Source organism: Pseudarthrobacter sp. CCNWLW217, assembly GCF_037203985.1.
Classification (GTDB): domain Bacteria; phylum Actinomycetota; class Actinomycetes; order Actinomycetales; family Micrococcaceae; genus Arthrobacter.
Genome location: NZ_JBBCBT010000002.1, coordinates 361,628 through 387,752 on the forward strand (window position 1 = coordinate 361,628; position 26,125 = coordinate 387,752).

Annotated in this window: 21 protein-coding genes and 2 tRNA genes; 15 read left to right on the forward strand and 8 right to left on the reverse strand. The window is 63.9% G+C overall.

Annotated features, from left to right (window positions below):
- Positions 1-14 precede the first annotated feature (14 nt).
- The 4 genes from V9L18_RS04230 to bcp all read right to left on the reverse strand — a co-directional run bounded on the left by V9L18_RS04230 (position 15) and on the right by bcp (position 3,466).
- Entirely contained in the window at positions 15-1,688 is a 1,674-nt protein-coding gene (locus V9L18_RS04230) for an ABC transporter substrate-binding protein (protein ID WP_337345909.1), read from the reverse strand.
- 194 nt (positions 1,689-1,882) lie between these two features.
- Complete coding sequence (locus V9L18_RS04235) at positions 1,883-2,557, reverse strand: fasciclin domain-containing protein (RefSeq protein WP_337345910.1); 675 nt, start codon at positions 2,555-2,557, stop codon at positions 1,883-1,885.
- 264 nt (positions 2,558-2,821) lie between these two features.
- A tRNA-Leu gene (locus V9L18_RS04240) sits at positions 2,822-2,903 on the reverse strand.
- Positions 2,904-2,992: 89 nt separating this feature from the next.
- The gene (gene bcp / locus V9L18_RS04245) at positions 2,993-3,466 is read right to left on the reverse strand and encodes a thioredoxin-dependent thiol peroxidase (RefSeq protein ID WP_337345911.1); all 474 of its coding nucleotides are present in this window, start codon (positions 3,464-3,466) and stop codon (positions 2,993-2,995) included.
- A gap of 95 nt (positions 3,467-3,561) precedes the next feature.
- Here bcp and V9L18_RS04250 point away from each other — a divergent pair, with 95 nt between their 5' ends.
- The 3 genes from V9L18_RS04250 (at position 3,562) to V9L18_RS04260 (ending at position 5,412) form a co-directional block, all read left to right on the forward strand.
- On the forward strand, positions 3,562-4,017 hold the full coding sequence (locus tag V9L18_RS04250) for a MarR family winged helix-turn-helix transcriptional regulator (RefSeq protein WP_337345949.1): 456 nt from the start codon (positions 3,562-3,564) through the stop codon (positions 4,015-4,017).
- A gap of 139 nt (positions 4,018-4,156) precedes the next feature.
- Positions 4,157-4,834 (forward strand): HNH endonuclease family protein, encoded by a 678-nt coding sequence (locus tag V9L18_RS04255; protein WP_337345912.1) that lies wholly within the window; start codon positions 4,157-4,159, stop codon positions 4,832-4,834.
- Between the two features lie 56 nt (positions 4,835-4,890).
- Positions 4,891-5,412, forward strand: a complete 522-nt coding sequence (locus tag V9L18_RS04260; RefSeq protein ID WP_337345913.1) for a hypothetical protein — start codon at positions 4,891-4,893, stop codon at positions 5,410-5,412.
- A 201-nt stretch (positions 5,413-5,613) separates the two neighbouring features.
- Here the strand turns inward: V9L18_RS04260 and V9L18_RS04265 are convergent.
- The 3 genes from V9L18_RS04265 to V9L18_RS04275 form a co-directional block, all read right to left on the reverse strand.
- Positions 5,614-5,689, reverse strand: a tRNA-Lys gene (locus V9L18_RS04265).
- 116 nt (positions 5,690-5,805) lie between these two features.
- A complete protein-coding gene (locus V9L18_RS04270) occupies positions 5,806-6,978 on the reverse strand; it encodes a PQQ-dependent sugar dehydrogenase (RefSeq protein ID WP_337345914.1) in 1,173 nt (390 codons plus the stop codon).
- On the reverse strand, positions 6,887-8,011 hold the full coding sequence (locus V9L18_RS04275) for a sunset domain-containing protein (protein ID WP_337345915.1): 1,125 nt from the start codon (positions 8,009-8,011) through the stop codon (positions 6,887-6,889). The genes V9L18_RS04270 and V9L18_RS04275 overlap by 92 nt, the downstream gene beginning before the upstream one ends.
- Before the next feature lie 154 nt (positions 8,012-8,165).
- On the opposite strand from V9L18_RS04275, the gene V9L18_RS04280 reads away from it, so the two are divergent.
- The 11 genes from V9L18_RS04280 to V9L18_RS04330 all read left to right on the forward strand — a co-directional run bounded on the left by V9L18_RS04280 (position 8,166) and on the right by V9L18_RS04330 (position 24,378).
- Positions 8,166-9,092 carry a LysR family transcriptional regulator gene (locus V9L18_RS04280; protein WP_337345916.1) on the forward strand — a complete coding sequence of 309 codons (927 nt, stop codon included), beginning with the start codon at positions 8,166-8,168 and terminating at the stop codon, positions 9,090-9,092.
- 140 nt (positions 9,093-9,232) lie between these two features.
- On the forward strand, positions 9,233-10,954 hold the full coding sequence (ilvD, locus tag V9L18_RS04285; protein WP_337345917.1) for a dihydroxy-acid dehydratase: 1,722 nt from the start codon (positions 9,233-9,235) through the stop codon (positions 10,952-10,954).
- Positions 10,955-11,317: 363 nt separating this feature from the next.
- Positions 11,318-13,225, forward strand: coding sequence for an acetolactate synthase large subunit (locus V9L18_RS04290; RefSeq protein WP_337345918.1), 1,908 nt, complete (start codon positions 11,318-11,320; stop codon positions 13,223-13,225).
- Positions 13,226-13,227: 2 nt separating this feature from the next.
- Positions 13,228-13,740: an acetolactate synthase small subunit gene (gene ilvN, locus V9L18_RS04295; protein ID WP_055796055.1), complete on the forward strand. Its 513-nt coding sequence runs from the start codon at positions 13,228-13,230 to the stop codon at positions 13,738-13,740.
- A gap of 22 nt (positions 13,741-13,762) precedes the next feature.
- Entirely contained in the window at positions 13,763-14,866 is a 1,104-nt protein-coding gene (ilvC, locus tag V9L18_RS04300) for a ketol-acid reductoisomerase (protein ID WP_337345919.1), read from the forward strand.
- A 127-nt stretch (positions 14,867-14,993) separates the two neighbouring features.
- Positions 14,994-16,583, forward strand: a complete 1,590-nt coding sequence (gene serA, locus V9L18_RS04305) for a phosphoglycerate dehydrogenase (protein WP_337345920.1) — start codon at positions 14,994-14,996, stop codon at positions 16,581-16,583.
- A 206-nt stretch (positions 16,584-16,789) separates the two neighbouring features.
- Positions 16,790-19,585 (forward strand): ABC transporter permease, encoded by a 2,796-nt coding sequence (locus V9L18_RS04310; RefSeq protein WP_337345921.1) that lies wholly within the window; start codon positions 16,790-16,792, stop codon positions 19,583-19,585.
- Positions 19,582-20,337 (forward strand): ABC transporter ATP-binding protein, encoded by a 756-nt coding sequence (locus V9L18_RS04315; protein ID WP_131131755.1) that lies wholly within the window; start codon positions 19,582-19,584, stop codon positions 20,335-20,337. Before V9L18_RS04310 ends, V9L18_RS04315 begins: the two co-directional genes overlap by 4 nt.
- Before the next feature lie 33 nt (positions 20,338-20,370).
- Positions 20,371-21,930 carry a methionine--tRNA ligase gene (gene metG, locus V9L18_RS04320; protein ID WP_337345922.1) on the forward strand — a complete coding sequence of 520 codons (1,560 nt, stop codon included), beginning with the start codon at positions 20,371-20,373 and terminating at the stop codon, positions 21,928-21,930.
- 171 nt (positions 21,931-22,101) lie between these two features.
- Complete coding sequence (locus V9L18_RS04325) at positions 22,102-23,154, forward strand: 3-isopropylmalate dehydrogenase (protein WP_310161981.1); 1,053 nt, start codon at positions 22,102-22,104, stop codon at positions 23,152-23,154.
- Positions 23,155-23,265: 111 nt separating this feature from the next.
- Entirely contained in the window at positions 23,266-24,378 is a 1,113-nt protein-coding gene (locus tag V9L18_RS04330; RefSeq protein ID WP_337345923.1) for a branched-chain amino acid aminotransferase, read from the forward strand.
- A gap of 120 nt (positions 24,379-24,498) precedes the next feature.
- Here V9L18_RS04330 and V9L18_RS04335 read toward each other — a convergent pair whose 3' ends face one another.
- On the reverse strand, positions 24,499-25,098 hold the full coding sequence (locus V9L18_RS04335; RefSeq protein ID WP_337345924.1) for a hypothetical protein: 600 nt from the start codon (positions 25,096-25,098) through the stop codon (positions 24,499-24,501).
- A gap of 125 nt (positions 25,099-25,223) precedes the next feature.
- Between V9L18_RS04335 and V9L18_RS04340 the strand changes: the two genes are divergently transcribed.
- The gene (locus V9L18_RS04340; protein ID WP_337345925.1) at positions 25,224-26,024 is read left to right on the forward strand and encodes an MBL fold metallo-hydrolase; all 801 of its coding nucleotides are present in this window, start codon (positions 25,224-25,226) and stop codon (positions 26,022-26,024) included.
- Positions 26,025-26,125 lie beyond the last annotated feature (101 nt).

The window sequence follows — 26,125 nt, forward strand, 5'->3', positions numbered from 1 at the left end:
ATTGGACGGCTGCGTCAAGGCTTTAGTTGGACCTTGGTGAAAACTTCGTTTAATACAGGTGAGGCCGGGTAGCTGGCCACGCGGTCAGAGAGGGCCAATGCGGAGATGGGGAATGCGATGGGAACAGCCGGGACCGAGGCAGCGATCTGGACATTGATGGTGTGATATTGCTCATCACGTTCCTGTCCCTGTGGCATGCTGCGGGCCCGATTGATCTTTGAGAAGACCTGGGGATCCTGATAGCCGAACTCGCCGTTTTTCTCGCCGAACAGGGGGCCAACGAAGTTGTCGGCGTCGGCGTAGGCGCCATTCCAGCCGAGCAGGTGGAGGGCGTGGTCGCCCGGGGACTGGACTTTCTGGAGGTATCCGTTTGCCCAGTCCACCGGAACAGGCTTGATGTTCAGTCCGACGGCGGTCAGTTGCCGGCTGATCTCCGCGTAGACCTTCTCTGGCGTGGGGAGGTAAGGCCGGGTGGCGTTCAACGGATAGTAGAACTTCAGCTCTTCGCCGTCATATTCGGACTCTTCGAGGTACGTCTTTGCCTTGGCGGGGTCGTGGCCCAAGGAAGGCGCCTCGTTATTGAAGCCGCTGATTTTCGGCGGAACAAATTGCGTTGCCTGGGCGGTGTTGTCGATAAAGAACTTGCGGATGAGGGTGTCTTTGTCGATCGCCATTTCAATCGCCTGCCGCACCTTCACATCCTGGAGGGCAGGGACTTCCTGGTTCATGCCGACGTACATCACGGAGAACGGGTCCCGCTGCACAATCTGCATGCCCCGTTTGACCAGCTGGTCAAAGTTTCCCACCGTGACGGCGTCGTAGCCGTCGATCTTGCTGTCCAGGAGCGCTTGCATGCGGGTCTGGGGGTGGTCGTAGGTCAGGAAGTTGATCGTGGCGATCTGCCCGCGGTTGCCCCAGTAGTCCTTGTTGCTGACCAGCGTGACGCTGGTTTCGTCCCAGGCGCCCAACCGGAAGGGCCCGGTTCCCACCGGATTCGTGGCAAAGGCTGACAGAGGCTGTCCGCCCCGGTCCCTGTCCAGGACATCGGCAGTCCCGGCCGCCAGCGCTGTGGGCGATGCCATGGCGAAAGCCGGCAGGGTCAGGGCCTGGAGGAAGGCGGTGAAGCGCTGTGTGAGGTCGATCCGGACAGTGTCAGCGGAAAGGGCGGTGCAGCTTTTGAAGATGGACAGCGATGCCTCATCGGAATGGGCCTTGAACACACCCTTGAAGGAGCTTCCCGGTGCCTGTTGCCGGAGAGCCACCGGGAACGCGAACCAGCGGTTGAAGTTGGCGCAGACGGCATCGGCATTAAAGGGTGTTCCGTCCTGGAACGTGACTCCGCTGCGCAGTTTGAATGTGTAGGAGCGGCCTTCGTCGGATTCGGTCCACTCGGTTGCCAGCAGCGGTGTGGGCTTGCCCGTAGTCTGGTCCACTCCGACCAGGCCTTCCAGGATCTGGCGTGTGATCCGGTGCGACTCCACGTCGTTGGACAGGGCGGGGTCGAGCCCGAGCGGCTGGGATGCTGTTCCGAACCTGAAGGTAGCTGTGGGCTCAGGGCCAGTGGACGGCGTTGAACTTGTGGGCGATGACGGGGAAGGGCCCGGAACTCCGGTGCAGGACGTCACTCCCAGTGCCAGGAGAACGGCGCTTGTCTTGATCACCGTTCGTCGCGATGTACTGCTGGGCACTCGTTGATCACCTCTGGGCTGCTGGCCGGCTCCGCGGTCTGCGGGCCCCAGCCCAGTCTAGTTGACGGACCAGGATGATCCTGGAGACGCAGTTGGGCCCGGCCTGTACAGGCCGGGCCCAACTATATGCACGGAGCCGCCGGGGGAGTCACGCCCCGCGGCTCCGGTTTGCCCGGTGTCGCTGGTGCCCGTGGTTACTTGGGCATCAGCACCGAATCGATCAGATAGACCGTGGCGTTGGCCGTCTGGACGCCGCCGCAGATCACGCTGGCGCCGTCAACCATGAGGGCGTCCTTGCTGCCGGTGACCGTTACGGAGCCGCCTTGGACCGTGGCGTGGGTGCCGGCAATCTTGTCGGGGGTGATCTGGCCGGGGACCACGTGGTAGGTCAGGATCTTGCTCAGCAGGGCGTCGTCCGTCTTGAGCGTCTCGATCGTGGCGGCGTCGATCTTGGCGAAGGCGTCGTCCACCGGAGCAAAGACCGTGAATTCGCTGCCATTCAGCGTGTCCACCAGGTCAACCTTAGGGTTCAGCTTTCCCGAGACCGCTGCCGTCAGGGTGGTAAGGATGGGGTTGTTCGAGGCTGCAACAGCCACGGGATCGAGCGCCATGCCCGCAACAGAGCCCGCGCCGGTGGGAACCTTCTCGGCGTAGCCGGCACAGCCGGCGCCGACCAGGTTCGCAGCCGGGTCCATCGGGGCAGCGGAGCTTGCCGACGGTGACGGAGCCATGCTGGAGGATGAAGGCGTGGAGGCCGGTGCCGACGATGACGTTGCCGTGGTGGCGGAGCCGCCGCAAGCGGTCAGGCTGAGCAATGCGGCAGCGGCAACGCCTGCGACGGTGAAGGTTGTGCGTTTGATTGACTGCATTTCGGTTCTCCTTGTTAGTGCCGATCGTTGCCTTTGCGGACAGCTTGCCTGCCGCTTATGGCCTTCCGACGTGGTGGGCACCTGCCTTGGCTGGTGTCTCACTGTGTATTCGGGTGGTGCCTCGATGCGGATGGGTGGATCTCAAGGAGTTTTTTTGCGGTGGGCGCCGACGGACTGAAACTTGCGAAAGCCGGCGTCGGGGGACTTAACGAGGGAATCCCGGGCCGTTGGGCCCGGGATTCCATGGTTCATGACGTTCAACAGTGCGCAAGGGGGGACTTGAACCCCCACGCCCGAAGGCACAGGAACCTAAATCCTGCGTGTCTGCCAATTTCACCACTCGCGCTTGGCTGCCGCGGCAGAAACTTGCGACGGCGGATGCCAGGTTCCATTGTAGCGCCGGCCGGCCGTGGGTCCGGTCAGTCGCCGGACCCGTCAGGAATCAATTTTGAGGTCACGGCGCAGTTTGGCAACATGACCGGTCGCCCGGACGTTGTACTGCGCCACGGCAACCTTGCCCTCAGTGTCCACCACGATGGTCGAACGAATCAGCCCCTGGTAGGTCTTTCCGTAGTTCTTCTTTTCCCCCCAGGCACCATAGGCCTCTGCCACGGCGTGGTCTGCATCCGAGAGCAACGGGAAGCTGAGTCCTTCTGCGGCCGCAAACTTTGCCAACTTCTCCACCGGGTCCGGGGAGATGCCCAGGACTTCATAACCGGCCGCCTGCAGGGAAGCCAGGCTGTCTCGGAAATCGCATGCCTGCTTTGTGCAGCCAGGCGTGGACGCGGCGGGATAGAAGTACACAATGGTGTTGCGCCCCCGGGTGGAAGCCAGGCTGACGTCTTTACCTTGCGAGTCCTTCAAAGTGAAGCCAGGTGCTTCGGTGCCGGTCATGAGTCTGTCAGCCACAATTAATCTCCTAGTTGAAGGCGGGACATACCAGCTTAGTAAGCGTGCTGGACCGGGGCGAATCGTCACTTGGCTATACTGCTGGTATGCCTGATATGGATCATTGGCCCACTGGGCGCCTACTGTCCACTGCGGCCCGTCTCGTAGAACACTCTTGGAACGAAAAACTCGGCGCCATTGGATTGACACACGCCGGTGTTATCGCGATCGAAGTGCTTGCGGCCCAGGGCCCCATGACGCAGGCGCAGCTGGCCCAGTACGTCCGCGTCCAGGCGCAGACAATGGGCAAGACGCTCAGCAGGCTGGAGACGCACGGACACATCGCCCGTGTCCGCAGCACCTCGGACCGCCGTAGTCATGTTGTCTCTTTGACGGACCGTGGACGCGAGGCTGTCACCGCCGCAGTGGAGATGGAACGTTCGGTGCTTGCTGCCGCGTCCATTGATCCCGACGTCCTGCGCCAGGAGCTACAGGCTGTGGTGCGGGAACTTGCCAGCCAATTTGCTTCCCCTGAAGCCAAGGCACTGGCGGACGGTTCCCCAGTGGGGTAGCCGCATCACGGCCTCCAGGCGCAATCACTGGTTCCTCACAGTGGTTGCGCGTTTTTCTTTTAATCTTTGAACCAGGATCGCCAGCCGCTACGCTTCCTCGCGCGGCGGTAAACCTGCGCCGTGCACATTAAGGAACTTCTTGTACTACCGCTCCGCCGTCACCATCGCGCTTACTGCCATCTCCGGTTTGGTCCTTGCCGGTTCCCTTGCCGGCTGCGATGCCCCAGCCCATGCCGAACCAAGGGTTTCCGGAACCGAAGCCGCCGCTGCCCTCGCCCAGCTGGAAACCATCCCGGTGAAGGGGCGTGCTCCCAAGACCGGCTACAGCCGTGAGGAGTTCGGTCCCGCCTGGGCGGATGTGGACCGCAACGGCTGTGATACCCGCAACGACATCCTTGCCAGGGATCTTGAGGGCGAGACGTTCAAGCCAGGAACACAGGACTGTGTTGTCGCGTCCGGCACGCTGGATGACAGCTACACCGGCACCAGCATCAGGTTTGTCCGCGGCGACACTACCAGCTCAGCGGTCCAGATCGACCACATCATCGCGCTGTCGGACGCGTGGCAGAAAGGTGCCCAGCGGCTCAGTGCTGACCAGCGCAGGCAACTGGCCAACGACCCGCTGAACCTCATGGCCGCCGACGGTCCCACCAACAGCGCCAAGGGAGACAAAGACGCAGCGACGTGGCTTCCGCCGAACAAGGCGTTCCGCTGCGAATACGTTGCCCGCCAGACGGCCGTGAAGGCAAAGTACCAGCTGTGGGTTACCCCAGCCGAGCATGCTGCGATCGCGGGGATCCTGGGCACCTGTGAGTAAGGGCGCCTGCGGGTCTTCGTGGCTTGCCTCGGCTGGCACCGGACGGTGGCCGCAGCATGACGACAGATAAGGTTAATCCCGTGGGGACCAAGGACGAACCTTTCAGAAGAGCGCTTAACCGGCCGTACTACTACGGGTACGCCAGGACGGGCAAAACTGTGTACGCGTACACGAAGCAAGAGTGGGGCATGGGGGCCGGCTCCGGCGGAGGCGACCACAAACTGATCCGCTCCTTCTACTTCAGTCTCCTGGCAACGGCTCTCATCTTTCTCCCTGCCTCGCTGGCCTGCCTGGTCTTCGGCCTCCTTGCGCTGTTCAAGATGCCGCTCATGACACTCGTCATGGTTTTCTTCGGGCTCATCTTCGGCCTTGGGGTCCTCCAGGGATACTTTAACGTCCAAGAAGAATGGCGGGGGAGGAAGGCCCGGAAGCTCAAAGGTCTCCCGAAGCCCTGGTGGCAGGCTGCTGATGACCACGCCTACGAGTGGTTCCTCACGCACCCTGATTCCCGCATCCAGATGACCCTGGACTATTTCCCTCATTCCGCGAAGCTCCGGAGGCAGGAGGCAGCCCGATGACCTTCCCGAAAGACCGGGACGAGAAATAGGGTCCACGTGAGTCTGCGCCACGCGGTGTCTTCAACGTGGCCGCGGCTGCGATAGCTGGCGGCGCCGTCGGCTGATCGGCCCAGTTATCAGCCCGAAATATCCCTCGGCCTGATCGATGGGCAAAGCAAAACCCCGCCTTCGTGGCTTGTGGCCATGAAGACGGGGTTTTCTTGGTGCACCCCCCGGGACTTGAACCCGGAACCCATTGATTAAGAGTCAATTGCTCTGCCAATTGAGCTAGAGGTGCATCTCTTGTTTTGATCTCCCCGGGGCTTTTATTTCCCGGTTGATCTCCGCAACGACATGAAACTCTACACGAACTTTTGGCCCATGTGAAATCGGGGTGGCGGGCGGTTGGCAGCATCACGCCGAAGGGGTCAAAACCAGCACAAAGTCGGGGTTTTCGTTGTTCGTCAGCAGCCAAAAACGTCCGTCCGGAGCCTTGATGACATCGCGGATCCGGCCATATTCCCGTGTGAAATAGGCCACAGGATTTCCGGCTTCCTCGCCTTCAAGCGGAACCGTCCACAGCCGCTGGCCGCGTAGTGCCCCGAGGTACGCTGTGGCGCCAACAATTTCCAGCCCGCTCGGGGAGGATTCAGCCGTGGATGGCCACACCACTTTCGCGTCGCGGAATCCGTCCCGGTGCGGTGCCCCTGTGACCTGGGGCCAGCCATAATTGGCCCCCGGAAGGATCAGATTGAGTTCGTCGTTGACGTCCGGGCCGAATTCGCTGGCCCAGAAGCGCCCTTCACTGTCCCAAGCCAGCCCCTGGACGTTCCGATGGCCGAGACTGTAGACGGCATTGCCGAAAGGGTTGCCCGGCGCCGGGCGGCCTTCGGGCGTCAACCTCAGGATCTTTCCACCCAGCGCATTCGGGTCCTGCGGCTGCTCCCGGCGCTGCGAGTCGCCGGTCCCCACATAGAGCAGGCCGTCTGGTCCAAAGCGGATCCTGCCGCCGTTGTGCGTTGATGCTTTCGGGATGCCGGTGAAGATGACCTCCGGAGAGCCGATGGCGAATTTCCCGTCGCCGTCTGCCCTGAGGACCGCACGGGCAATCCGGTTGTCCCGCTCGGCCGTGAAGTAGAAGTAGAGCAAATTGTCCGAGGAAAAAGAGGGGGAGAGCGCGAGTCCGAGCAGGCCGCCCTCCCCGCCGGGAACTACTCCGGGAACCTCTCCGATGGGGGAGGACCGCCCGTCACGGACCGCCTTGAGCAGTCGGGAATCACGCTCCGAGATGACGGCCGTTCCGTCCGGCAGGAACACCGCTGCCCACGGGATCTGGAGCCCGAGGTCAAGCCGCTCCACCACAGCGGGCGCTCCCGCGGTGCCGCCGGTACCCGCACTCGTGCTGACTGTGGTGGGCGGCCCATTGGCATCTTCTGTGCAACCGGTCAGGAGGAGCCCGAGGCAGACGGTCCACGCCGCAGGGGCGCGGCCGAATTTACTGGAACCGGGTCCGCCGCGGGGCCCGGAAGCCGGCAGCTTCGGCGTGGGCCGCTGATTCGAACCAGACTCCTGCGCGGGTCTGCTCATACTCCGGGTGCCCCTCTTCGTAATAGACCATAGAGTCCGCGTCACCTTTGACGGTGTAATCGGCCGGGCCGCTGCCGTCGGGGGACGGCGACGCCGACCCTTCACCATACGGGCGGTCCGCCGCCAGGTAACCCGCGGGTTCGGGGACTGATTCCGAGCCGACGGACGTGGGGGACTCTGCCTTGATGGCTTCGACCTCATTCACTTCGCCTGGACTGGCCTGGACTCGGTTGGATTCGGCCTGTTCGGCGGCCGCCGGCTCGTCCACCACAACCTCGGCTGCTGCAGATTCAGCACCCGGCAGCGTGGGCGCATGTGGCCCGGTGTACTCGGGGCGATGGACCGGCCCGGACTGGCCTGCTTTGCCGGCGTCCGTGGGACCCCCGGCTGCACTACCCGCCGCAGGGGCGGTTGGGGCCGCTGTAGTCGGGGCCGCTGCATGGGAAGCGGGCGTTCCGCCGGCCTCAGACCATTGGGTCTCCCACTCGCCTTGGTCGCTGCTGACCTGAGATGGACCCGAAGCCTGGGCTGTGCCCGCGGACTGCGCGGCCCCTCCGCCCTGGGCTGCTTGGGCGCCGTGAACCTCAGTGGCGTCGTCAACAGCAGGCGGAACAGGGGCTTCCGGCATATCCCCGGCGCCCGGGGCGCCTGTTGGTGCAGGGGCTGCAATTGTCTCCGCGGATGTGGTCCCCGGTCCGGCTTCCGTCCGTTCCGGCGCAGGGGAATCCTGTTCACCAACCCGGCTGGCATCAGAGGGTTCGGGCAGCTCGGAGGCGTCATCCGCCGTCGTCGGCGGCACAGGGTCGGACGGCCGTCCAAAGCCTGCGGCAGTGGCGATCCCAGTGGTACCAGCGGCTTCCGCGGAAGCCGCGGCACTCCCTCCGGCCAGGGCGCCGTCCGCGCGGAAACCGGCCGGAGCTGCCGCTGACCTGTCGTCCTCGCTGGTGGACTTGGTGGAACTGCCGCGGTTCAGCAGCCACCAGACGACACCGACGATCAGCACGATCAGAATGATCCAGAAGACAAAATCCATATCAGGGCCCTTCAGTCCGGATGGCAGGGTTGCCGTTCACCTGACGGTACGTCGGGGCAAACGGGACTGTCTAGGTCTTCGGCAGGGAGCAGCCCGTCCGGCGGACAGTGAAGACGGCCCGAACAACGCAGCGGCAGTCCAGTAGCCTCTCTACATGGACTTCAAGAGGCTGCGGATTCTGCGCGAACTTGCCGACCGGGGCACTGTGGGCGCCACGGCCGAAGCCATGCACGTCACGCCATCGGCTGTATCCCAGCAGCTCAAAACCCTGCAGGACGAGCTAGGTGTGGTCTTAATCGAGAAGGCCGGCCGGGGAGTTCGGCTGACCGAAGCCGGGCTGGCGATGGCCTCGGCCGCTGCGGATGTCTCAACAGCAATGGCCAGGGCGGAGGCCACCATCGATACGTACCGGCACGGCTGGCAGGCCCATGTGCGGGCCGCGTTCTTCCCCAGCGCGGCGGAGATGTTCCTGCCAGGACTCCTGCACCGGGTCAAGGCCATCGCCGGCTTGCAGTTTGAGGCCCATTTCGAGGACCCGGGAGTGGACGGTTTCGCAGGCCTCGCCGCCGACTATGACATCGTGCTGGCGCACAGCGTGGATGGCCCGGACGTGTTTTCCTCCCACGGGCTGATCGTGGTCCCGCTACTTAATGAGCCCTTGGACGTTGCCATGCAGTCGGGGCACGCCCTGGCGTCGAAACCCCGGCTGACCGCCCGGGATGTGGTGGGTTATCCCTGGATGGGGGTCCCCGAGGGGTTCCCCTTCGACGCCGTGCTGCGGCAGATCGAAAAGCAGGCCGGATCCACTGCGGTCCGGGCGCAGCTCTTTCCGGACCTGCGGGTGCTCGAAGCATTGGTCAGCGCCGGACACGGCCTTGCACTGCTGCCGCGGTACACCGCGGTGGCAAACCAGGACCGCGGGTTTGTGCTGCGGCCGCTGGTGGGTGTGACGGCCCGCCGCAGCATCGTGGCCCTCGCCCGGCCCGACGTCGCGGCACGGACCACCATCCGGAAGGTCCTGGACATGCTCCAGCAGGAAGCTGAGTCGGTTGCTGCAGGCCGTGGTCCGAGTGATTTCTGACACGTTGCGGGGGAGTCCCCGAGCTCCGGTCTCAATATATGAGACGAGAGTCCACTATTTGATCGAAATATTCATGGAATTGGGCTTCACGGACCCTTCCGTGTCGTTGGCCTCCCAATCTGAGTCATAGACTTTGACGCATGAGTGAGGACACCCAGATCGCAACTGAAAACAAGCCTGACATCAAGCCCCGAAGCCGGGTCGTCACCGACGGAATCCACGCCGCCCCCGCGCGCGGCATGTTCCGAGCGGTCGGCATGGGGGACGACGACTTCGCCAAGCCGCAGATCGGCGTTGCGAGCTCCTGGAACGAAATTACTCCCTGCAACCTTTCCCTGAACCGTCTGGCCCAGGGCGCCAAGGAAGGCGTCCATGCAGGCGGCGGGTTCCCGATGCAGTTCGGCACCATCTCCGTCTCGGACGGCATCTCCATGGGCCACGAAGGCATGCACTTCTCCCTGGTTTCCCGCGAAGTCATCGCCGACTCCGTGGAAACGGTGATGCAGGCCGAGCGGATCGACGGCTCGGTCCTCCTGGCCGGGTGCGACAAATCCCTTCCGGGCATGCTGATGGCAGCTGCCCGCCTGGACCTCGCCAGCGTGTTCCTCTACGCCGGCTCCATCATGCCTGGCTGGGTCAAGCTCGAGGACGGCTCCGAAAAGGAAGTCACCCTCATTGACGCTTTCGAGGCCGTGGGGGCATGCGCCGCCGGCAAGATGAGCATGGAAGACCTCACGCGGATCGAAAAGGCCATCTGTCCCGGCGAAGGCGCCTGCGGCGGCATGTACACGGCCAACACCATGGCCTGCATCGGCGAAGCCCTCGGTATGTCCCTGCCGGGCTCCGCTGCCCCACCCTCGGCAGACCGCCGTCGTGATGACTTTGCCCGCAAGTCCGGTGAAGCAGTGGTGAACCTCCTGCGCAAGGGCATCACCGCCCGGGACATCATGACCAAGAAGGCCTTTGAGAACGCCATCGCCGTGACCATGGCTTTTGGTGGCTCCACCAACGCTGTGCTGCACCTGCTGGCCATCGCCCGTGAAGCCGAAGTCGAGCTCTCCCTGGACGACTTCAACCGCATCGGCGACAAAATCCCGCACTTGGGAGACCTCAAGCCCTTCGGCCGCTACGTCATGACTGACGTGGACAAGATCGGCGGCGTGCCGGTCATCATGAAGGCACTGCTCGACGCCGGCCTGCTGCACGGCGACTGCCTCACCGTTACCGGCAAGACCCTCGCCGAGAACCTCGAGTCCATCAACCCGCCGGACCTCGATGGCAAGATCCTGCGCGCCCTGGACAACCCGATCCACAAGACCGGCGGCATCACCATCCTGCACGGTTCGATGGCACCCGAAGGCGCCGTCGTCAAGAGCGCCGGTTTCGACGCCGACGTCTTCGAAGGTACGGCCCGCGTGTTCGAGCGCGAACAGGGCGCCCTTGATGCGCTGGACCACGGCCAAATCCACGCCGGTGACGTCGTCGTCATCCGCTATGAAGGACCCAAGGGTGGGCCGGGCATGCGCGAGATGCTCGCCATTACCGGTGCCATCAAGGGTGCAGGCCTCGGCAAGGACGTGCTCCTGCTGACTGACGGCCGCTTCTCCGGCGGCACTACGGGCCTGTGCATCGGCCACGTAGCGCCGGAAGCCGTCGACGGCGGTCCCATCGCCTTTGTCAAGGACGGCGACCGGATCCGGGTCGACATCGCAGCCCGCAGCTTCGACCTGCTGGTCGACGACTCAGAGCTCGAAGCACGCAAGGAGGGCTGGGAGCCGCTGCCGGCCAAGTTCACCAAGGGCGTCCTTGCCAAGTACGCCAAGCTGGTCCACAGCGCCTCCACCGGCGCATACTGCGGGTAGTACACCGCAGCCGGTCGCCTGAACCCAACTGGGTAGCAGCAGATGTCGTTATGGGCCCTCAAAACGACACCTGCTGCTACCTAGTTGGGAGGGCGGCCGATTGGTGGACAATGGAGTCCACATGGTGAGATGCGTATCGTCGTCGTTGACATGCATCTCACGCAGAGGGAAAACTGATCGCATGATCGCATTCGTTACCGCCGGCATCGCTGCAGATGCAGTCGTCGTCCTTACCAAGCGCGTGGCACATTAGCCCCGGGTAACGAACCGTCACGCGCAACCCCTCGAAGAGCCACAAGGCTGAGGGGTTTTTTTATTTCCCGCAGTTCCCAAAAATACAGATGATCCACAAGGAAGAGTCCGATGAGCAAAGGATCGCCGATCAGCCCCTCGCTGATGGCTACAAAGTCCGCTGGAGCCCCCAAGGCCCCGGAACGCGCCGACCGAACGGCTGACCATGCCGCAGTCGTCGCTGATCTTGCCGCTGTCTCTCCTGTCCTTGGGCCGAACAACGTTGTACCCCCAACGGTGATGACCGGCTCGCAAGCTATCGTCCGCTCGCTCGAAGAACTCGGCGTCGACGATATTTTTGGTTTGCCTGGTGGCGCGATCCTGCCTACCTATGACCCCTTGATGGCCTCCAGCATGAATCACGTACTGGTCCGTCACGAACAGGGAGCCGGCCACGCCGCGCAAGGCTATGCCATGGTTACCGGCCGGGTGGGCGTTTGCATTGCCACCTCGGGCCCTGGTGCCACCAACCTCGTTACCGCCATCATGGACGCCCACATGGACTCCGTGCCCCTAGTGGCCATCACCGGCCAGGTGTCCAGCGGTGTGATCGGCACCGACGCGTTCCAGGAAGCCGACATTGTGGGCATCACCATGCCCATCACCAAGCACTCTTTCCTGGTGACCGACCCCAACGACATCCCTCACGTCATGGCTGAGGCGTTCCACCTGGCCTCCACCGGGCGTCCGGGGCCCGTGCTCGTTGATGTCGCAAAGGACGCCCAGCAGGGTCAGATGACCTTCTCCTGGCCGCCAAGGATCGACCTCCCCGGCTACCGGCCCGTGACTCGCGGACACAACAAGCAGGTCCGCGAAGCAGCAAAGCTCATCGCGGCGGCTACCAAGCCCGTCCTGTATGTCGGCGGCGGCGTCGTGAAGGCCCATGCCTCCGCGGAACTCCGCGAGTTGGCCGAACTGACAGGCGCCCCCGTGGTCACCACACTGATGGCGCGCGGTGTGTTCCCGGATTCGCACCCTCAGCATGTGGGCATGCCTGGCATGCATGGCACGGTGTCGGCCGTCACTGCCCTCCAGCAGTCCGATCTCCTCATCACCCTGGGCGCCCGCTTCGACGACCGTGTCACAGGCGTACTCAAGACGTTCGCGCCGAACGCCAAGGTGATCCACGCGGACATCGATCCCGCCGAAATCTCCAAGAACCGCACGGCCGACGTCCCCATCGTGGGCTCCGTCAAGGAAATCATTCCAGAGCTCACCGAGGCCGTACGCTCGCAGTTTGAGGCCACCGGCACGCCGGACCTCACCACGTGGTGGGCGTTCTTGAACAACCTCAAGGAAACCTACCCGCTGGGCTGGACGGAACCGGAGGACGGGCTTTCCGCCCCGCAGCGCGTCATCGAGCGCATCGGCGCACTCACGGGCCCCGAAGGCATCTATGTGGCAGGCGTGGGCCAGCACCAGATGTGGGCTGCGCAGTTCATCAAGTACGAACGTCCGCACGCCTGGCTCAACTCCGGCGGCGCCGGCACGATGGGCTACGCGGTTCCGGCTGCCATGGGCGCCAAAGTGGGTGACCCGGACCGCGTGGTCTGGGCCATCGACGGCGACGGCTGCTTCCAGATGACCAACCAGGAACTGGCCACCTGTGCGATCAACAAGATCCCCATCAAGGTTGCCGTGATCAACAACTCCTCGCTGGGTATGGTGCGCCAGTGGCAAACCCTGTTCTACGAGGGCCGCTATTCCAACACCGACCTGAACACGGGCCATGAGACCGTCCGGATTCCGGACTTCGTTAAGCTGGGTGAGGCGTACGGCTGTGCCTCGTTCCGCTGCGAGCGTGACGAAGACATCGACGCAACCATCCAGAAGGCCCTCGAGATCAACGACCGCCCCGTGGTCATCGACTTCGTGGTGAGCCCCGACTCCATGGTGTGGCCGATGGTGCCCGCCGGAGTAAGCAACGACCAGATCCAGGTTGCCCGCAACATGACCCCGGAATGGGAAGAGGAGGACTGATCATGAGCCGCCACACACTGTCCGTTCTGGTCGAAGACAAGCCCGGTGTACTGACCCGCGTCGCGAGCCTGTTCGCACGCAGGGCCTTTAACATCAATTCCCTGGCCGTCGGCCCGACGGAAGTCCCGGGCATGTCCCGGATGACCGTCGTCGTCGATGCCGACGGTGACCTCATTGAGCAGGTCACCAAGCAGCTCAACAAACTGGTCAACGTGATCAAGATCGTTGAGCTGACCTCCGAATCTTCCGTACAGCGAGACCACATCCTGGTCAAGGTACGTGCGGATGCCGCGACTCGCCTGCAGGTGACCCAGGCTGCAGACCTGTTCCGTGCTTCAGTGGTTGACGTCTCCACAGACTCCGTGGTCATTGAAGCAACCGGCCACCCCGAAAAGCTCACCGCACTGCTGTCAGTGCTTGAGCCCTTCGGCATCCGCGAAATTGTGCAGTCCGGCACCTTGGCCGTTGGACGGGGATCCCGCTCCATGAGTGACAGGGCCTTGCGCAGCGCTTGAAACTGGCGGGGTCCGTCCCGCTATGCAGCGCAATGCCCGTGCAGTACCGCAACACCACAGACTGTCTACCCAGAGAAACCACTCAAGAGGAGTTACCCAAGTGACTGAAATGTTCTACGACGACGACGCCGACCTGTCGATCATCCAGGGTCGCAAAGTTGCGATTGTCGGCTATGGTTCCCAGGGCCACGCCCACGCGCTGAACCTGCGCGACTCCGGCGTCGAAGTTACCATCGCCCTGAAGGAAGGCTCTTCCTCCATCGCCAAGGCTCAGGACGCCGGCTTCACGGTCAAGAACGTGGCCGACGCCGCCGAGTGGGCAGACGTCATCATGATCCTGGCACCGGACCAGCACCAGCGCTCGATCTTCAATGACTCCATCAAGGACAAGCTGACCCCGGGCAAGGCACTGGCCTTCGCACACGGCTTCAACATCCGCTTCGGCTACATCGAGGCCCCGGAGGGCGTTGACGTCATCCTGATCGCCCCGAAGGCTCCCGGCCACACCGTGCGCCGCGAGTTCGAAGCCGGCCGCGGCATCCCCGACATCATCGCCGTTGAGCAGGACGCATCAGGCGCTGCATGGGACCTGGCCAAGTCCTACGCCAAGGCAATCGGCGGCACCCGCGCCGGCGTCATCAAGACGACCTTCACCGAAGAAACCGAAACCGACCTCTTCGGTGAGCAGTCCGTCCTGTGCGGCGGCGTCTCCCAGCTGGTCCAGTACGGCTTCGAAACCCTCACTGAAGCCGGCTACCAGCCGCAGATCGCCTACTTCGAGGTGCTGCACGAGCTCAAGCTCATCGTTGACCTCATGTGGGAAGGCGGCATCGCCAAGCAGCGCTGGAGCGTTTCCGACACCGCAGAGTACGGCGACTACGTTTCCGGCCCGCGCGTCATCACCCCCGAGGTGAAGGAAAACATGAAGGCTGTCCTCGCGGACATCCAGAACGGCGCCTTCGCCAAGCGGTTCATCGAGGACCAGGACAACGGCGGTGTGGAGTTCAAGGCCCTGCGCGCCAAGGCAGAGCAGCACCCGATCGAAGCTGTCGGCCGTGAACTGCGCGGTCTGTTCTCCTGGCAGCAGCAGGACGAGGACTACGTAGAGGGCTCAGCAGCCCGCTAAGGTTGCGCCCCCACGCGCCCTTCACGGCGCGCCAGTGAGGCCGGGTTCACACTTAACAATGTGAGCCCGGCCTTTCCGTCAGCCTAGACTTGACTTATCCCCAGGACTGCAACGCAGAGGATCAACCGTGTCAAAACCCGTAGTACTGCTCGCCGAAGAACTTTCGCCCGCCACGATCGAGGCCCTGGGCCCGGACTTCGAGATCCGCCAGACGGACGGCGCCGACCGGTCCCAGCTGCTCTCCGCCATCGCCGACGTGGATGCCATCCTGGTCCGCTCTGCCACGCAGGTGGACGCCGAAGCCATCGCCGCAGCGAAGAACCTCAAGGTCATCGCACGTGCCGGCGTCGGCCTGGACAACGTGGATATCAAGGCTGCGACGCAGGCAGGTGTGATGGTGGTCAACGCCCCCACCTCGAACATCGTCTCCGCCGCGGAACTGACGGTAGGCCACATCCTGAGCCTGGCACGGCACATCCCGCAGGCCAGCTCCGCCCTTAAAGGCGGTGAATGGAAGCGCTCGAAGTACACGGGCATCGAACTCTTCGAGAAGAAGATCGGCATCATCGGCCTCGGCCGCATCGGCGCCCTGGTCGCCGCCCGCCTGCAGGGCTTCGACACCGAAATCCTCGCCTACGACCCCTACATCACCTCGGCCCGCGCGGCGCAGCTCGGCGTCAGGCTGGTCAGCCTCGACGAGCTCCTGAGCCAGTCCGACTTCGTCACCATCCACATGCCCAAGACCCCTGAAACCGTTGGCATGCTCGGCGCGGACGCCTTCACCAAGATGAAGTCCACCGCCTACGTCGTGAACGTCGCCCGTGGCGGCCTGGTGGATGAGGAAGCCCTCTACGCCGCGCTCCAGGACAAGCAGATCGCCGGCGCAGCCGTGGATGTCTTCGTCAAGGAACCCAGCACCGATCTGCCGTTCTTCACCCTGGATAACGTCATCGTGACTCCGCACCTGGGTGCCTCCACCGATGAGGCCCAGGAGAAGGCTGGCGTTTCGGTCGCCAAGTCCGTGCGCCTGGCGTTGGCCGGAGAATTGGTTCCGGACGCCGTCAACGTCGCCGGCGGGGTCATTGCCCCCGACGTCCGCCCGGGCATCCCGCTGATCGAGAAGCTGGGCCGGATCTTCACCGCGCTGACCCACGCCTCGCTGACCCAGATCGACGTCGAGGTTGCCGGCGAAATTGCTGCGCTGGACGTCAAGGTCCTCGAACTCGCAGCCCTGAAGGGCATCTTCGCCGACGTCGTGACCGAGCAGGTCTCCTACGTCAACGCCCCGGTCATTGCCGAACAGCGCGGCATCAACACCCGCCTGATCACCACGCCGGAAGCAGAGGACTACCGCAACGTCCTGACCATCAGGGGCGCGCTGAGCGACGGCTCACAGATCTCCGTTGCGGGTACCCTCACCGGGCCCAAGCAGGTTGAGAAGCTCGTGGGCCTCAACGGCTACGACGTAGAGATTCCCATCAGCGAGCACCTCGTGGTGGTGGCCTACTCCGACCGTCCCGGCGTGATCGGCACCATCGGTCATATCCTGGGCATGAACAACATCAACATCGCCGGAATGCAGGTTGCGCGCCAGGCGGAGGGTGGCCAGGTCCTGGCCCTTCTGACGATCGACAGCTCCGTGCCGCAGCAGGTGCTGGACGCCATCAAGGCAGGCATCGGCGCCGAAATGGTCCGCGAAGTGGACCTCGAGGACTAGCATCCCCAGCATGTGAACTACGCGTGACCTCGACTTAACGTCGGCCACGTATGATTGGCCGGTCTGCTTACAATGGCTAGGTCCTGATTCAGGACCGGGCCGGCAGGCCGGCCAATACTTTACGCACACCAGGCAGGAAACCAATCCTCACGTCCGTCAACCGCGGATGATGGTGTGCGCACGCAATCCAGGTTTCAGGGAGCCCAATGAACGCCGTCCAGAGGTTCATCAGAAGCAAAGTGCTGCTGCTGACCGCGGCCATCTTGATCGCAGCCATGTGCTTGTCGGTCCTCGTCCAAGGCCAGTCGCAGGCCGCACTTAACAGGACCGTGGATGAGAACTCACGCGGACTTTACGATGTTCTGGTCCAGGCCAAAGCGGGATCCGGCGCGCTGATGCAGCCGGAAATCGCCAGCGGCAGCGGCGGCATCAGCTTCGAACAGCTGGAGTCCATCCGCGACCTGACAGGCACGTCGGTGGCAGCGCCGATCAGCCTGGTCTCGCGAGTGACCCAGAACCTTGAAGCACCGCGGTTGGACGCCATGGACTACCTCGGCTACAACGCCGGGCTCGCCGGTACCGCCACAGCGGACCAGGCCGCGGGTGCGACCTCACCGGACAAGTGGCCGGCCGCAGAATCTGTCCTGAGCGACACCGCCAAGAAGTACCGACTCACGGCCAGCGCCGTCAGCTCCGACGGCGTCTCCGAGCAGACCCTCTTCAAATCCACGGCGGAAGGCAGCCTCGGCAAGGCCAAGCTCGTGGAGGAACAGGCCGCCGGAGGAAGCAGCATCCGCATTGCCGCCCCCAAGGACGAAACCGGGATCAAGTTCCCTGACCCGGCCGGCGGCTCCGAGCACAACCTCTTTAATCTTTCCGTGTCGCTGCCCTTGTCGCCCGAGGTAACGGAGTCCGTCGTCGCCGTCGATCCTGTGGCCGAACGTGCGCTGCTGGGTTCGGCTGGTGACTTCCTGGCTCCGTTGGAGAAGGCGCCGCCCGCCGATGCCCGCAACGCCGGGGCCATTGGCCGTCACTTCGAAAGCCTCTTCACCAACGGCATCAGCACGGAAGAGCTGGCGGAGGGCCCTGACTTCCTGGGCGTTAAGCTCAAGTACTGGGCACCCCTGATGACCCAGTACCAGCAGGCAAAGCGTAACGGACAGCTCACGGCGGACTCACAGGCCATCCCCCTGATTGTCCGTTCGGGCACATCCCTGGACCTGAAGTACAACGTCAAGATCGAAGAGATCGACGACTCCGGCAAGGTGGTCAAGGAGGTCGGGACTGCCTCCCGTTCCCTGGACAAGGACTACCTTCCGTTCGTGTCCAAGGATCCCTTCGCGCTGTCCTGGCCCGGTTCAACCGATCACTCGTCCGTCCTTGGCAACCAGGGCAACTTCAACCAGGGCCTTTACACACCGGCCACCTGGAGCACCGACTTTGCCGCGGCGCCGAAGTACACCGATGGCGAAACCGCGGCCAACGGCGCCGTCGAAAAGTCGGCCGTTCCCGGCGAGTGGGTGACCGTTAACAGGCTGCCTGAGAAGACACCGTCCGGCGGTCCGGTGGATCAGACCCAGCGTGAGCCCGTAGATGAGCGCTCGTACCGCGAAAACCTGGAGACGGGGGAGAAGCTGGCAGCGCCCCTCGCGATGGTCTACGGAACCTTTGACCCGTCAGCTGTGGCAAAGGCAGCCGGCGACGTCAACCGGCTCCCGCTGGGCGGCTATGACCCCACGCCGTTCACCCTGACCAAGGACGCGGACGGCAAGGACGTTACGGCTACCGAACTCGAGCCCTCCCTCAGCGCCACCGGCCTGGCGAGCCAGTCGGCTGGTGCAATCACCGACTACTACGGCCTCGCCGCTGCCCGCGGTTATAAGGACAACGCCGCCGTCATCGACGCTGTGCGGGTCCGGGCCAAGGCCCCCGGAAGCTGGAAGCAGGCACAGCCCGACGTCGAAAAGCTGGCCAGTGAGATCCGCGAGATGGGCCTGGAAGCCACTGTTGTTGCCGGCTCCGCCCGCGAGGATGCCAGCATCTTCGTTCCCGGCTACTCAAAGGACGGCGCCGGCAAGGAATCGGCCCTGGGTACCGTCCAGCAGTCCTGGGTACGGCAGAACGCCGCCGACGCCGTTTCCGGTTCGCTGACCGGAACCAACGTCACCCTGTTGTTCCTGACGCTTTGCGGAGCTGCCCTGCTGACAGGCGCCTCCACCGTCAGCTACATCCGCAAACGCAAGAGTGAAGCCGGAACCCTGCGCGCCATGGGTTGGACCCAGAGGCGGATCCGCAGCTGGGTGCTTGAGGAATTCGGCGTTGGTGCCGCGCTCCTCGCCGTGGCGGGAATCGTCCTGAGCGTTGTGAGCTGGAGCCTGACAACGGTCATCGTGTCCGCATCAGTCCTCGTGCTGTATGCGGCAGCAGCCTTCTTCGCGGCGCAGCAGCTGCGGCACCGTGACGTTGTGGACCAGGAACCGCAGCACGACGAGCGCCTGATCCCGGTGGATTCTCCCTTGACGTTCGCCAACAGGCAGCTCAGCACCAACAAGTTCAACACGCTCTCGCTGGCCGTGGCCGTGGGTGTCTTCGGGGCCGCTGTTGGCGGCTTGATCGCATTGCTCATCGACATCCCACGGGCCGCCGGCGCAAGCGCACTGAGCGGACTCGCCGCCGCCAGCGTCGCTTTCCCCAGCATCCTTTTGGCCCTTTCGGGCGTGATCGTGGGACTCGTGCTCACTTTGGTGACCGGACGGTTTGAGCTCAACGCGAAACGCCAGTACCTTGGCATCCTTGAAGCCATGGGCTGGAATCCGGACATGCTCCGCCAGGTCCGCCTGTTCGAAAACGCGCTGGTGGGCACGGTGGCGCTGCCGCTGGGCGTGCTGGGCGCGCTGGGCATTGGGCTCCTCCTTGCCCCCTATGCCGCCCTGTGGGCCGGAGTCGCCGGCCTCGTGGCTGTACTTTGCTGGATACCGATTGCAACGAAAGTGGTCCAATGACAAACGAGACGAATGTTCACCGGAGCCGGAGGTCCGGCTCGGTTGAGGCGCCCCTGCAGACCCGTGCCAACACCATCGTCAAGGCCTCGGACCACGGGACGCCGCTGGAACTGAGCGACATCACCATTCGGTATGGCGGGGGCAAGGGCGGTGCGGAAGCTGTCAGCGTTGTCGAAGGCTTTGACCTTACGCTTCACGCCGGCGAGATGCACTGTGTCGCCGGCCGAAGCGGATCCGGCAAGACCAGCATCCTGACCGTGGGCGCGGGCCTGACGCTGCCGACGTCGGGCCGTGTCTTCTGGGAAGGCGATTCGCTCGAAAGCATGGGCGACGACGAAATCGCCGACCGCCGTCGGGCCCTGATCGGCTACGTGGACCAAGGCGGGGCACTGATCGACGGCATGAGCGCGCTGGAAAACGTGCTGCTGCCGGCCGTGCCTGACGGCGAGGTGGAGCAGCGCCGCGACATGGCCAAGGACCTGTTGGACCTCGTTGGGCTGGGCCGCCGGATGAGGCACCGCCCCGCACAGCTCTCGGGCGGCGAACGCCAACGTGTGGCCATTGCCCGTGCGCTGATCCTGGGCACCCGTGTCCTGGTGGTGGACGAGCCGACCGCAAGCCTGGACAGGGCATCCGCCAACCGCATCATCAGCATCCTCAAAGACACCACTAACGACGGAATCGCAGTGCTGGTCGCTTCACACGACCACGAACTGGTCCGCCTGAGCGATACGCTGACTGAACTTATCTAGCCCGTCCCTTCGCACCAAAGGTACCGTCCGCACGTGACTGCTCCAGAGAAAACCCCGTTCTACATCACCACTGCCATCACGTACCCCAACGGGGTGCCCCACATCGGCCACGCGTATGAGTACATCGCCACCGATGCCATGGCGCGGTTCAAGCGGTTGGACGGTTATGACGTGATGTTCCTGACCGGCACGGACGAGCACGGCATGAAGATCGCCCAGACGGCCGAAAAGGAAGGCATCACTCCCAAGGAGCTGGTGGACCGCAATGCCGAGGTCTACAAGGCTGCGCACTCCGCCCTGGGTATCACTTATGACCGGTTCATCCGCACCACGGACGAGGACCACTACGCCGCCTCGCAGGCCATCTGGAAGAAGATGGAAGCCAACGGCGATATTTACCTGTCCAAATATGAGGGCTGGTACTCCGTCCGCGACGAAGCTTTCTACGTTGAGGACGACACCGTAGTCAAGGACGACGGCGTGCGCTACTCGAAAGAGACCGACACCGAGGTGACCTGGACTGCGGAGGAGAGTTACTTCTTCCGGCTGTCCGCCTACCAGGACCGCCTTCTGGCGCTGTATGAGGCACAGCCCGAGTTTGGCGCGCCGCAGTCCCGGTTCAACGAGGTCATCAGCTTCGTTAGGCGCGGCCTCGAAGACCTGTCCATCAGCCGAACCACCTTCGACTGGGGCGTTCCCGTCCCCGGCAACGACAAGCATGTGATGTACGTCTGGGTGGACGCCCTCACCAACTACCTCACCGGTGTGGGCTACCCCGATGTCGACTCGGAATCGTTCAGGAAGTTCTGGCCCGCCGACGTCCACGTCATCGGCAAGGACATCTCGCGCTTCCACGCCATCTACTGGCCAGCCTTCCTGATGAGCGCCGGGCTGGAACTGCCCAAGCGCGTCATGATCCACGGCTTTCTGCACAACAACGGCGTCAAGATGTCCAAGTCACTCGGCAACGTCGTGGCGCCCGCAGATTTCGTGGCGCAGTACGGTCTGGACCAGGTACGGTTTTTCTTCCTCCGCGAGGTCCCGTTCGGCGCCGACGGCAGCTACAACCACGAAGCCATCGTGGGGCGCATGAACTCCGACCTCGCCAACAACTTCGGAAACCTGGCTCAGCGGTCACTGTCCATGGTGGCCAAGAACTGCGAAGGCCAGGTACCGGTACCCGGTACATTCACCGCTGCGGATACGGCGATCCTGGAGCAGGCCAACGGGTTGCTCGAGGCGGCGCGGGCCGCCTTCGAAAAGCAGGAGTTCAGCCGCGCCCTTGAGGCCATTTGGGCCGTCCTGGGTGACACCAACGCCTACTTTGCGGACCAGGCGCCCTGGGTCCTGCGCAAGACCGACGTCGAACGCATGAACACAGTGCTGTACGTGACGCTGGAAGTGCTGCGGATTGTGGCTATCCTCGCGCAGCCGGTCATGCCCACCGCCACAGCTGCGCTGCTGGATACGCTCGGCCAGCCCGACGGCGCGTCCCGGCAGTTCTCGGCGCTCACCACACCGATCGCGGCAGGAACGCCGCTGCCCGCTCCGGCCCCGGTTTTCCCCAAGTACGAGGAGCCCACCGAGGCCTAGCATCACGGACGCTCTCTCACTTCCTTTTCCGAGGTGAGAGAGCGTTTGCCGTTAAGGTGCAGGAAGTGAGAGAGGGCCGCCCCGAAACGTGCAGGAACCGGGAGAGCGTTCGGGGTTTCGAATAATGAGACGGTTTGACCAGAATGTGGATGACTTGGCTACCCTGAAATCATGAGCGCATCCACCATCAATCTCGCTGTCATTCCCGGTGACGGCATTGGCCCCGAGGTCATTGCCGAGGCACTGAAGGTCCTCGAAAAGGCCGTCGCCGCCGAAGGTGTTGACCTCGAGCAGCACCACTACAAGCTCGGGGCCGAACACTGGCTGGCCACGGGGGAGACCCTTCCGGATGAGGTCCTGGAGGACCTGCGGACGCGCGACGCGATTCTCTTCGGCGCGGTTGGTGCAGCACCCGGCGACACCCGGATCCCGTCCGGCATCATCGAGCGGGAGATGCTGCTCAAGCTCCGCTTCAGCCTGGACCACTACGTCAACCTGCGGCCATCCCGGCTCTTTGGCACGGTGGGGAGCCCGCTGGCCAACCCTGGAACCATCGATTTCATTGTCGTCCGTGAAGGAACCGAGGGCCCCTACGTCGGCAACGGCGGCACGCTGCGCGGCGGCACTCCGCACGAAGTAGCCACCGAGGTCTCACTGAACACCGCTCACGGCGTGGAGCGTGTGGTCCGGGATGCCTTCCGCCGTGCCAGCGCACGCGAACGCAAGCACGTCACCCTTGTCCACAAGCACAACGTCCTGGTCTTCGCCGGCCACCTGTGGAAGCGGACCGTTGAGGCTGTGGCCAAGGAATTCCCCGAGGTCACCCACGACTACCTGCACGTAGACGCGGCCACGATCTTCATGGTCACCGATCCGTCGCGCTTTGACGTGATCGTCACAGACAACCTCTTCGGTGACATCCTGACGGACCTCGCCGCGGCCATCACCGGCGGCATCGGGCTGGCCGCCTCGGGCAACATCAACATGGACCGCACCGCGCCCTCCATGTTCGAACCCGTCCACGGTTCCGCACCGGACATCGCCGGGCAGCAGAAGGCGGACCCCACCGCCGCCATCCTGTCAGCGGCACTTCTGCTGGACCACCTCGGCTACACCGAGGCGGCCCGGAAGATCGAAGCGGCGGTCATCACCGACGTCGAAAACCGCGACGGCGGCTCCCGCACTACCAGTGCCATCGGAGATGCCATCGCCGCAGCGCTCTAGGCCGTGCCCTAGAGACTCGGTTAACCGGCGTAAGCTAGTTTCGAATCACCAAATGCTGCCCTGGGGTTCAAGGATGAACCACATCCACAGGCAGCCGATCGTGGAGGAACCATGACTCAGACCGCCCATGGCGTCGAATTCAACCAGCAGCCCTCGGCAACCCCGAAGTCCGCTGAAGAGCGTGCAGCCATCCTGGCCAACCCAGGGTTCGGCAACTACTTCACCGACCACACCGCCATCGTCGACTACAGCGTCGACGAGCACGGCGAGGGCGGCTGGTACGACCCCCGGGTCGAGGCCTACGGACCGATTTCGCTGGACCCGTCCGCGGCGGTTCTGCACTATGGCCAGGAGATCTTCGAAGGTCTCAAGGCCTACCGCCACGCCGACGGATCCATCTGGACGTTCCGCCCTGAAGCCAACGCCGCCCGCCTGAACAAGTCCGCCCGCCGGTTGGCCCTGCCGGAGCTTCCCGTGGAGTACTTCCTGGGCGCCATCCGTGAGCTGGTTGCCGCAGACAAGGAATGGGTTCCGGCCGGCGATGGCGAGGCCCTGTACCTGCGTCCGTTCATGATCGCCACCGAGGCTTTCCTGGGTGTTCGTGCGGCGCGTGAAGTGTCGTTCCGCGTCATTGCTTCCCCGGCCGGCAACTACTTCGGCGGCGAACTGAAGCCCGTTTCCATCTGGATTTCCCGTGAGTATGCACGCGCAGGCCGCGGCGGCACGGGAGCGGCAAAGTGCGGTGGCAACTACGCGGCCTCGCTGATCGCCCAGCAGGAGGCAGAGGCCAACGGCTGCAAGCAGGTCCTGTTCCTGGACCAGTTCAATGACAACGCCGTTGAAGAGCTCGGCGGCATGAACGTCTTCTTCGTGATGAAGGACGGCTCCCTGGTCACTCCAGCCCTCACCGGCACCATCCTCGAGGGCGTCACCCGGATGTCAGTCATCCAGGTGGCCAAGGACATGGGACGCGACGTCACCGAACGCAAGATCACCCTGGACGAGTGGCGTGACGGCGTGGCCTCCGGCGAGATCACCGAGGTGTTCGCCTGCGGAACCGCTGCTGTTATCACTCCCATTGGCGTGCTGAAGGACGCCACGGAGTTCATTGGCTCCGAAGACGCCAAAGCGGGGGAGACCACCATGGCCATCCGCGAGCAGCTTTTGGGCATCCAGACCGGCGCCCTGCCAGACACGCACGGCTGGCTGACCCGCCTGGCCTAGACGGGATACAGCGCAAGAGAAAGGTACGACGGCGGCTGGCCGGCACTGCGGTACGTCAAGCGCAGTGCCGGGCAACCGCCGTCGTTCTTCCATTTCTGCAGGCAAAGCCGGCCCCGGGCATCAGCGCCGCGCGGCCTTCCGGGCAGCGTTCTTGAGCGCCTTGCGGGACACCGGCTTCAGGGCCTTGCGGGCAGCTTCGTCCTTGAGGGCCTGGTTGCGGCGGGCGTCTACCATGTCGTTCCACAGCGTCGTTGCGAAGGTGCCGCCATCCTGCGCGTACACATCATAGGGATAGCCCGCAAGAATGGACGGCGTGGTGTTGCCTGTGGGCAGTTCCCTGCCCGTTGCCTTCGCGACGGCATCCGCGACGGCCCAGGTCCGCGTCAGATGGTGGACCAGGTTTTCCTGGACAAAAACGTTCGCATCGCTGGAGGCAGCAGCGCGTCTGAGGAGTGCAGCCAGGTCATCAGCCAGGAAGGTGGCCGCCTGTTCTTCGACGGGTGTTGGACGTGACCGGAAATCCTCCGCGACGCCTTCCACCGCCTCGCTCCAGTCGGACGTCTCGCGGAACGTCCGCCATGTGGGAAACCACACGATGGCTCCAGTCGCGTGGTTATGGATGTGCTGCAGACCGCTGTTTTTCTCGGTGGCAGCGTGGTCATGGCCAGCTGAGTCAGCTTCGGCGATGAGGTCTGCAATGGTGCGGGGTGTGTCGCTCATGTGTCCGGTTCCGGCTTTCCTGATGGAGATCTTGTGCTCTTCATGGTGGTCAACCCGGTTTGTTGGCTGTTCTATTCCGGCGGCGGGACCGGTGCCGGGGCCGCGGCTGGTGCAAAGATGGGTTTGTGACTTCAGCTTCCAGCCCTGGCCTGCAGCGCAGCTCTGCCTTGACGCAGTTCGTCCTTGCCCCCAATCCAGGACCCATGAGCCTGGAGGGCACCAACTCCTACGTATTACGGGGTGGCGGTAGCCCGTCCGCTGTTGTAGTGGACCCCGGCCCGCTGCACGAACAGCATCTTCAGGCGCTGGCGGCTGCTGGACCCGTCGAACTCATCCTGGTCACGCACCGGCACGCGGACCACACGGCCGGTTCAGCCGCGCTGCATCAGCTGACGGGCGCGCCGGTCCGAGCCGCCGAACGCGCGCACTGCCATGGCGGCGGGTCGCCCCTCCTGGACGGCGAGACTATCCTGATGGCGGGCCTGGAAATCCGCGTCGTGGCCACACCCGGCCACACCTCTGATTCCGTCTGCTTCCACCTTCCCGACGACGGCGGCCGCGGTTCCGTGCTGACGGGCGACACCATCCTGGGCCGCGGCACCACCATGCTGGACTACCCGGACGGGACGCTCGGGGACTACCTTGCCTCGCTAAACAGGCTGGAAGCGCTGGGGGCCGCAACGGTCCTGCCTGCCCACGGGCCCGTGCTGCCGTCCCTGGAGGCGATCGTCCGCGACTACCGAGGCCACCGGCACGAACGCCTCGACCAGATCCGGGCGGCACTGGACCGGCTGGGCCGCAATGCCGCCGTCAGTGACGTCGCCGACGCCGTGTATTCCGACGTCGGACCATCTGTGCGGCGTGCGGCCGAAATGTCTGTCGCAGCGCAGCTGGATTACTTGCGCGGAGGCGCCGGGCACCGTTGAATGCGCCGGGCCGCACGGCCGAAGCATCAATTCCCTGTTGAATTAGCGTGTTGATGCGGTTCAAGAGGGGTGTGAGTGGTGCGAGGATGGCGTATTTTTTG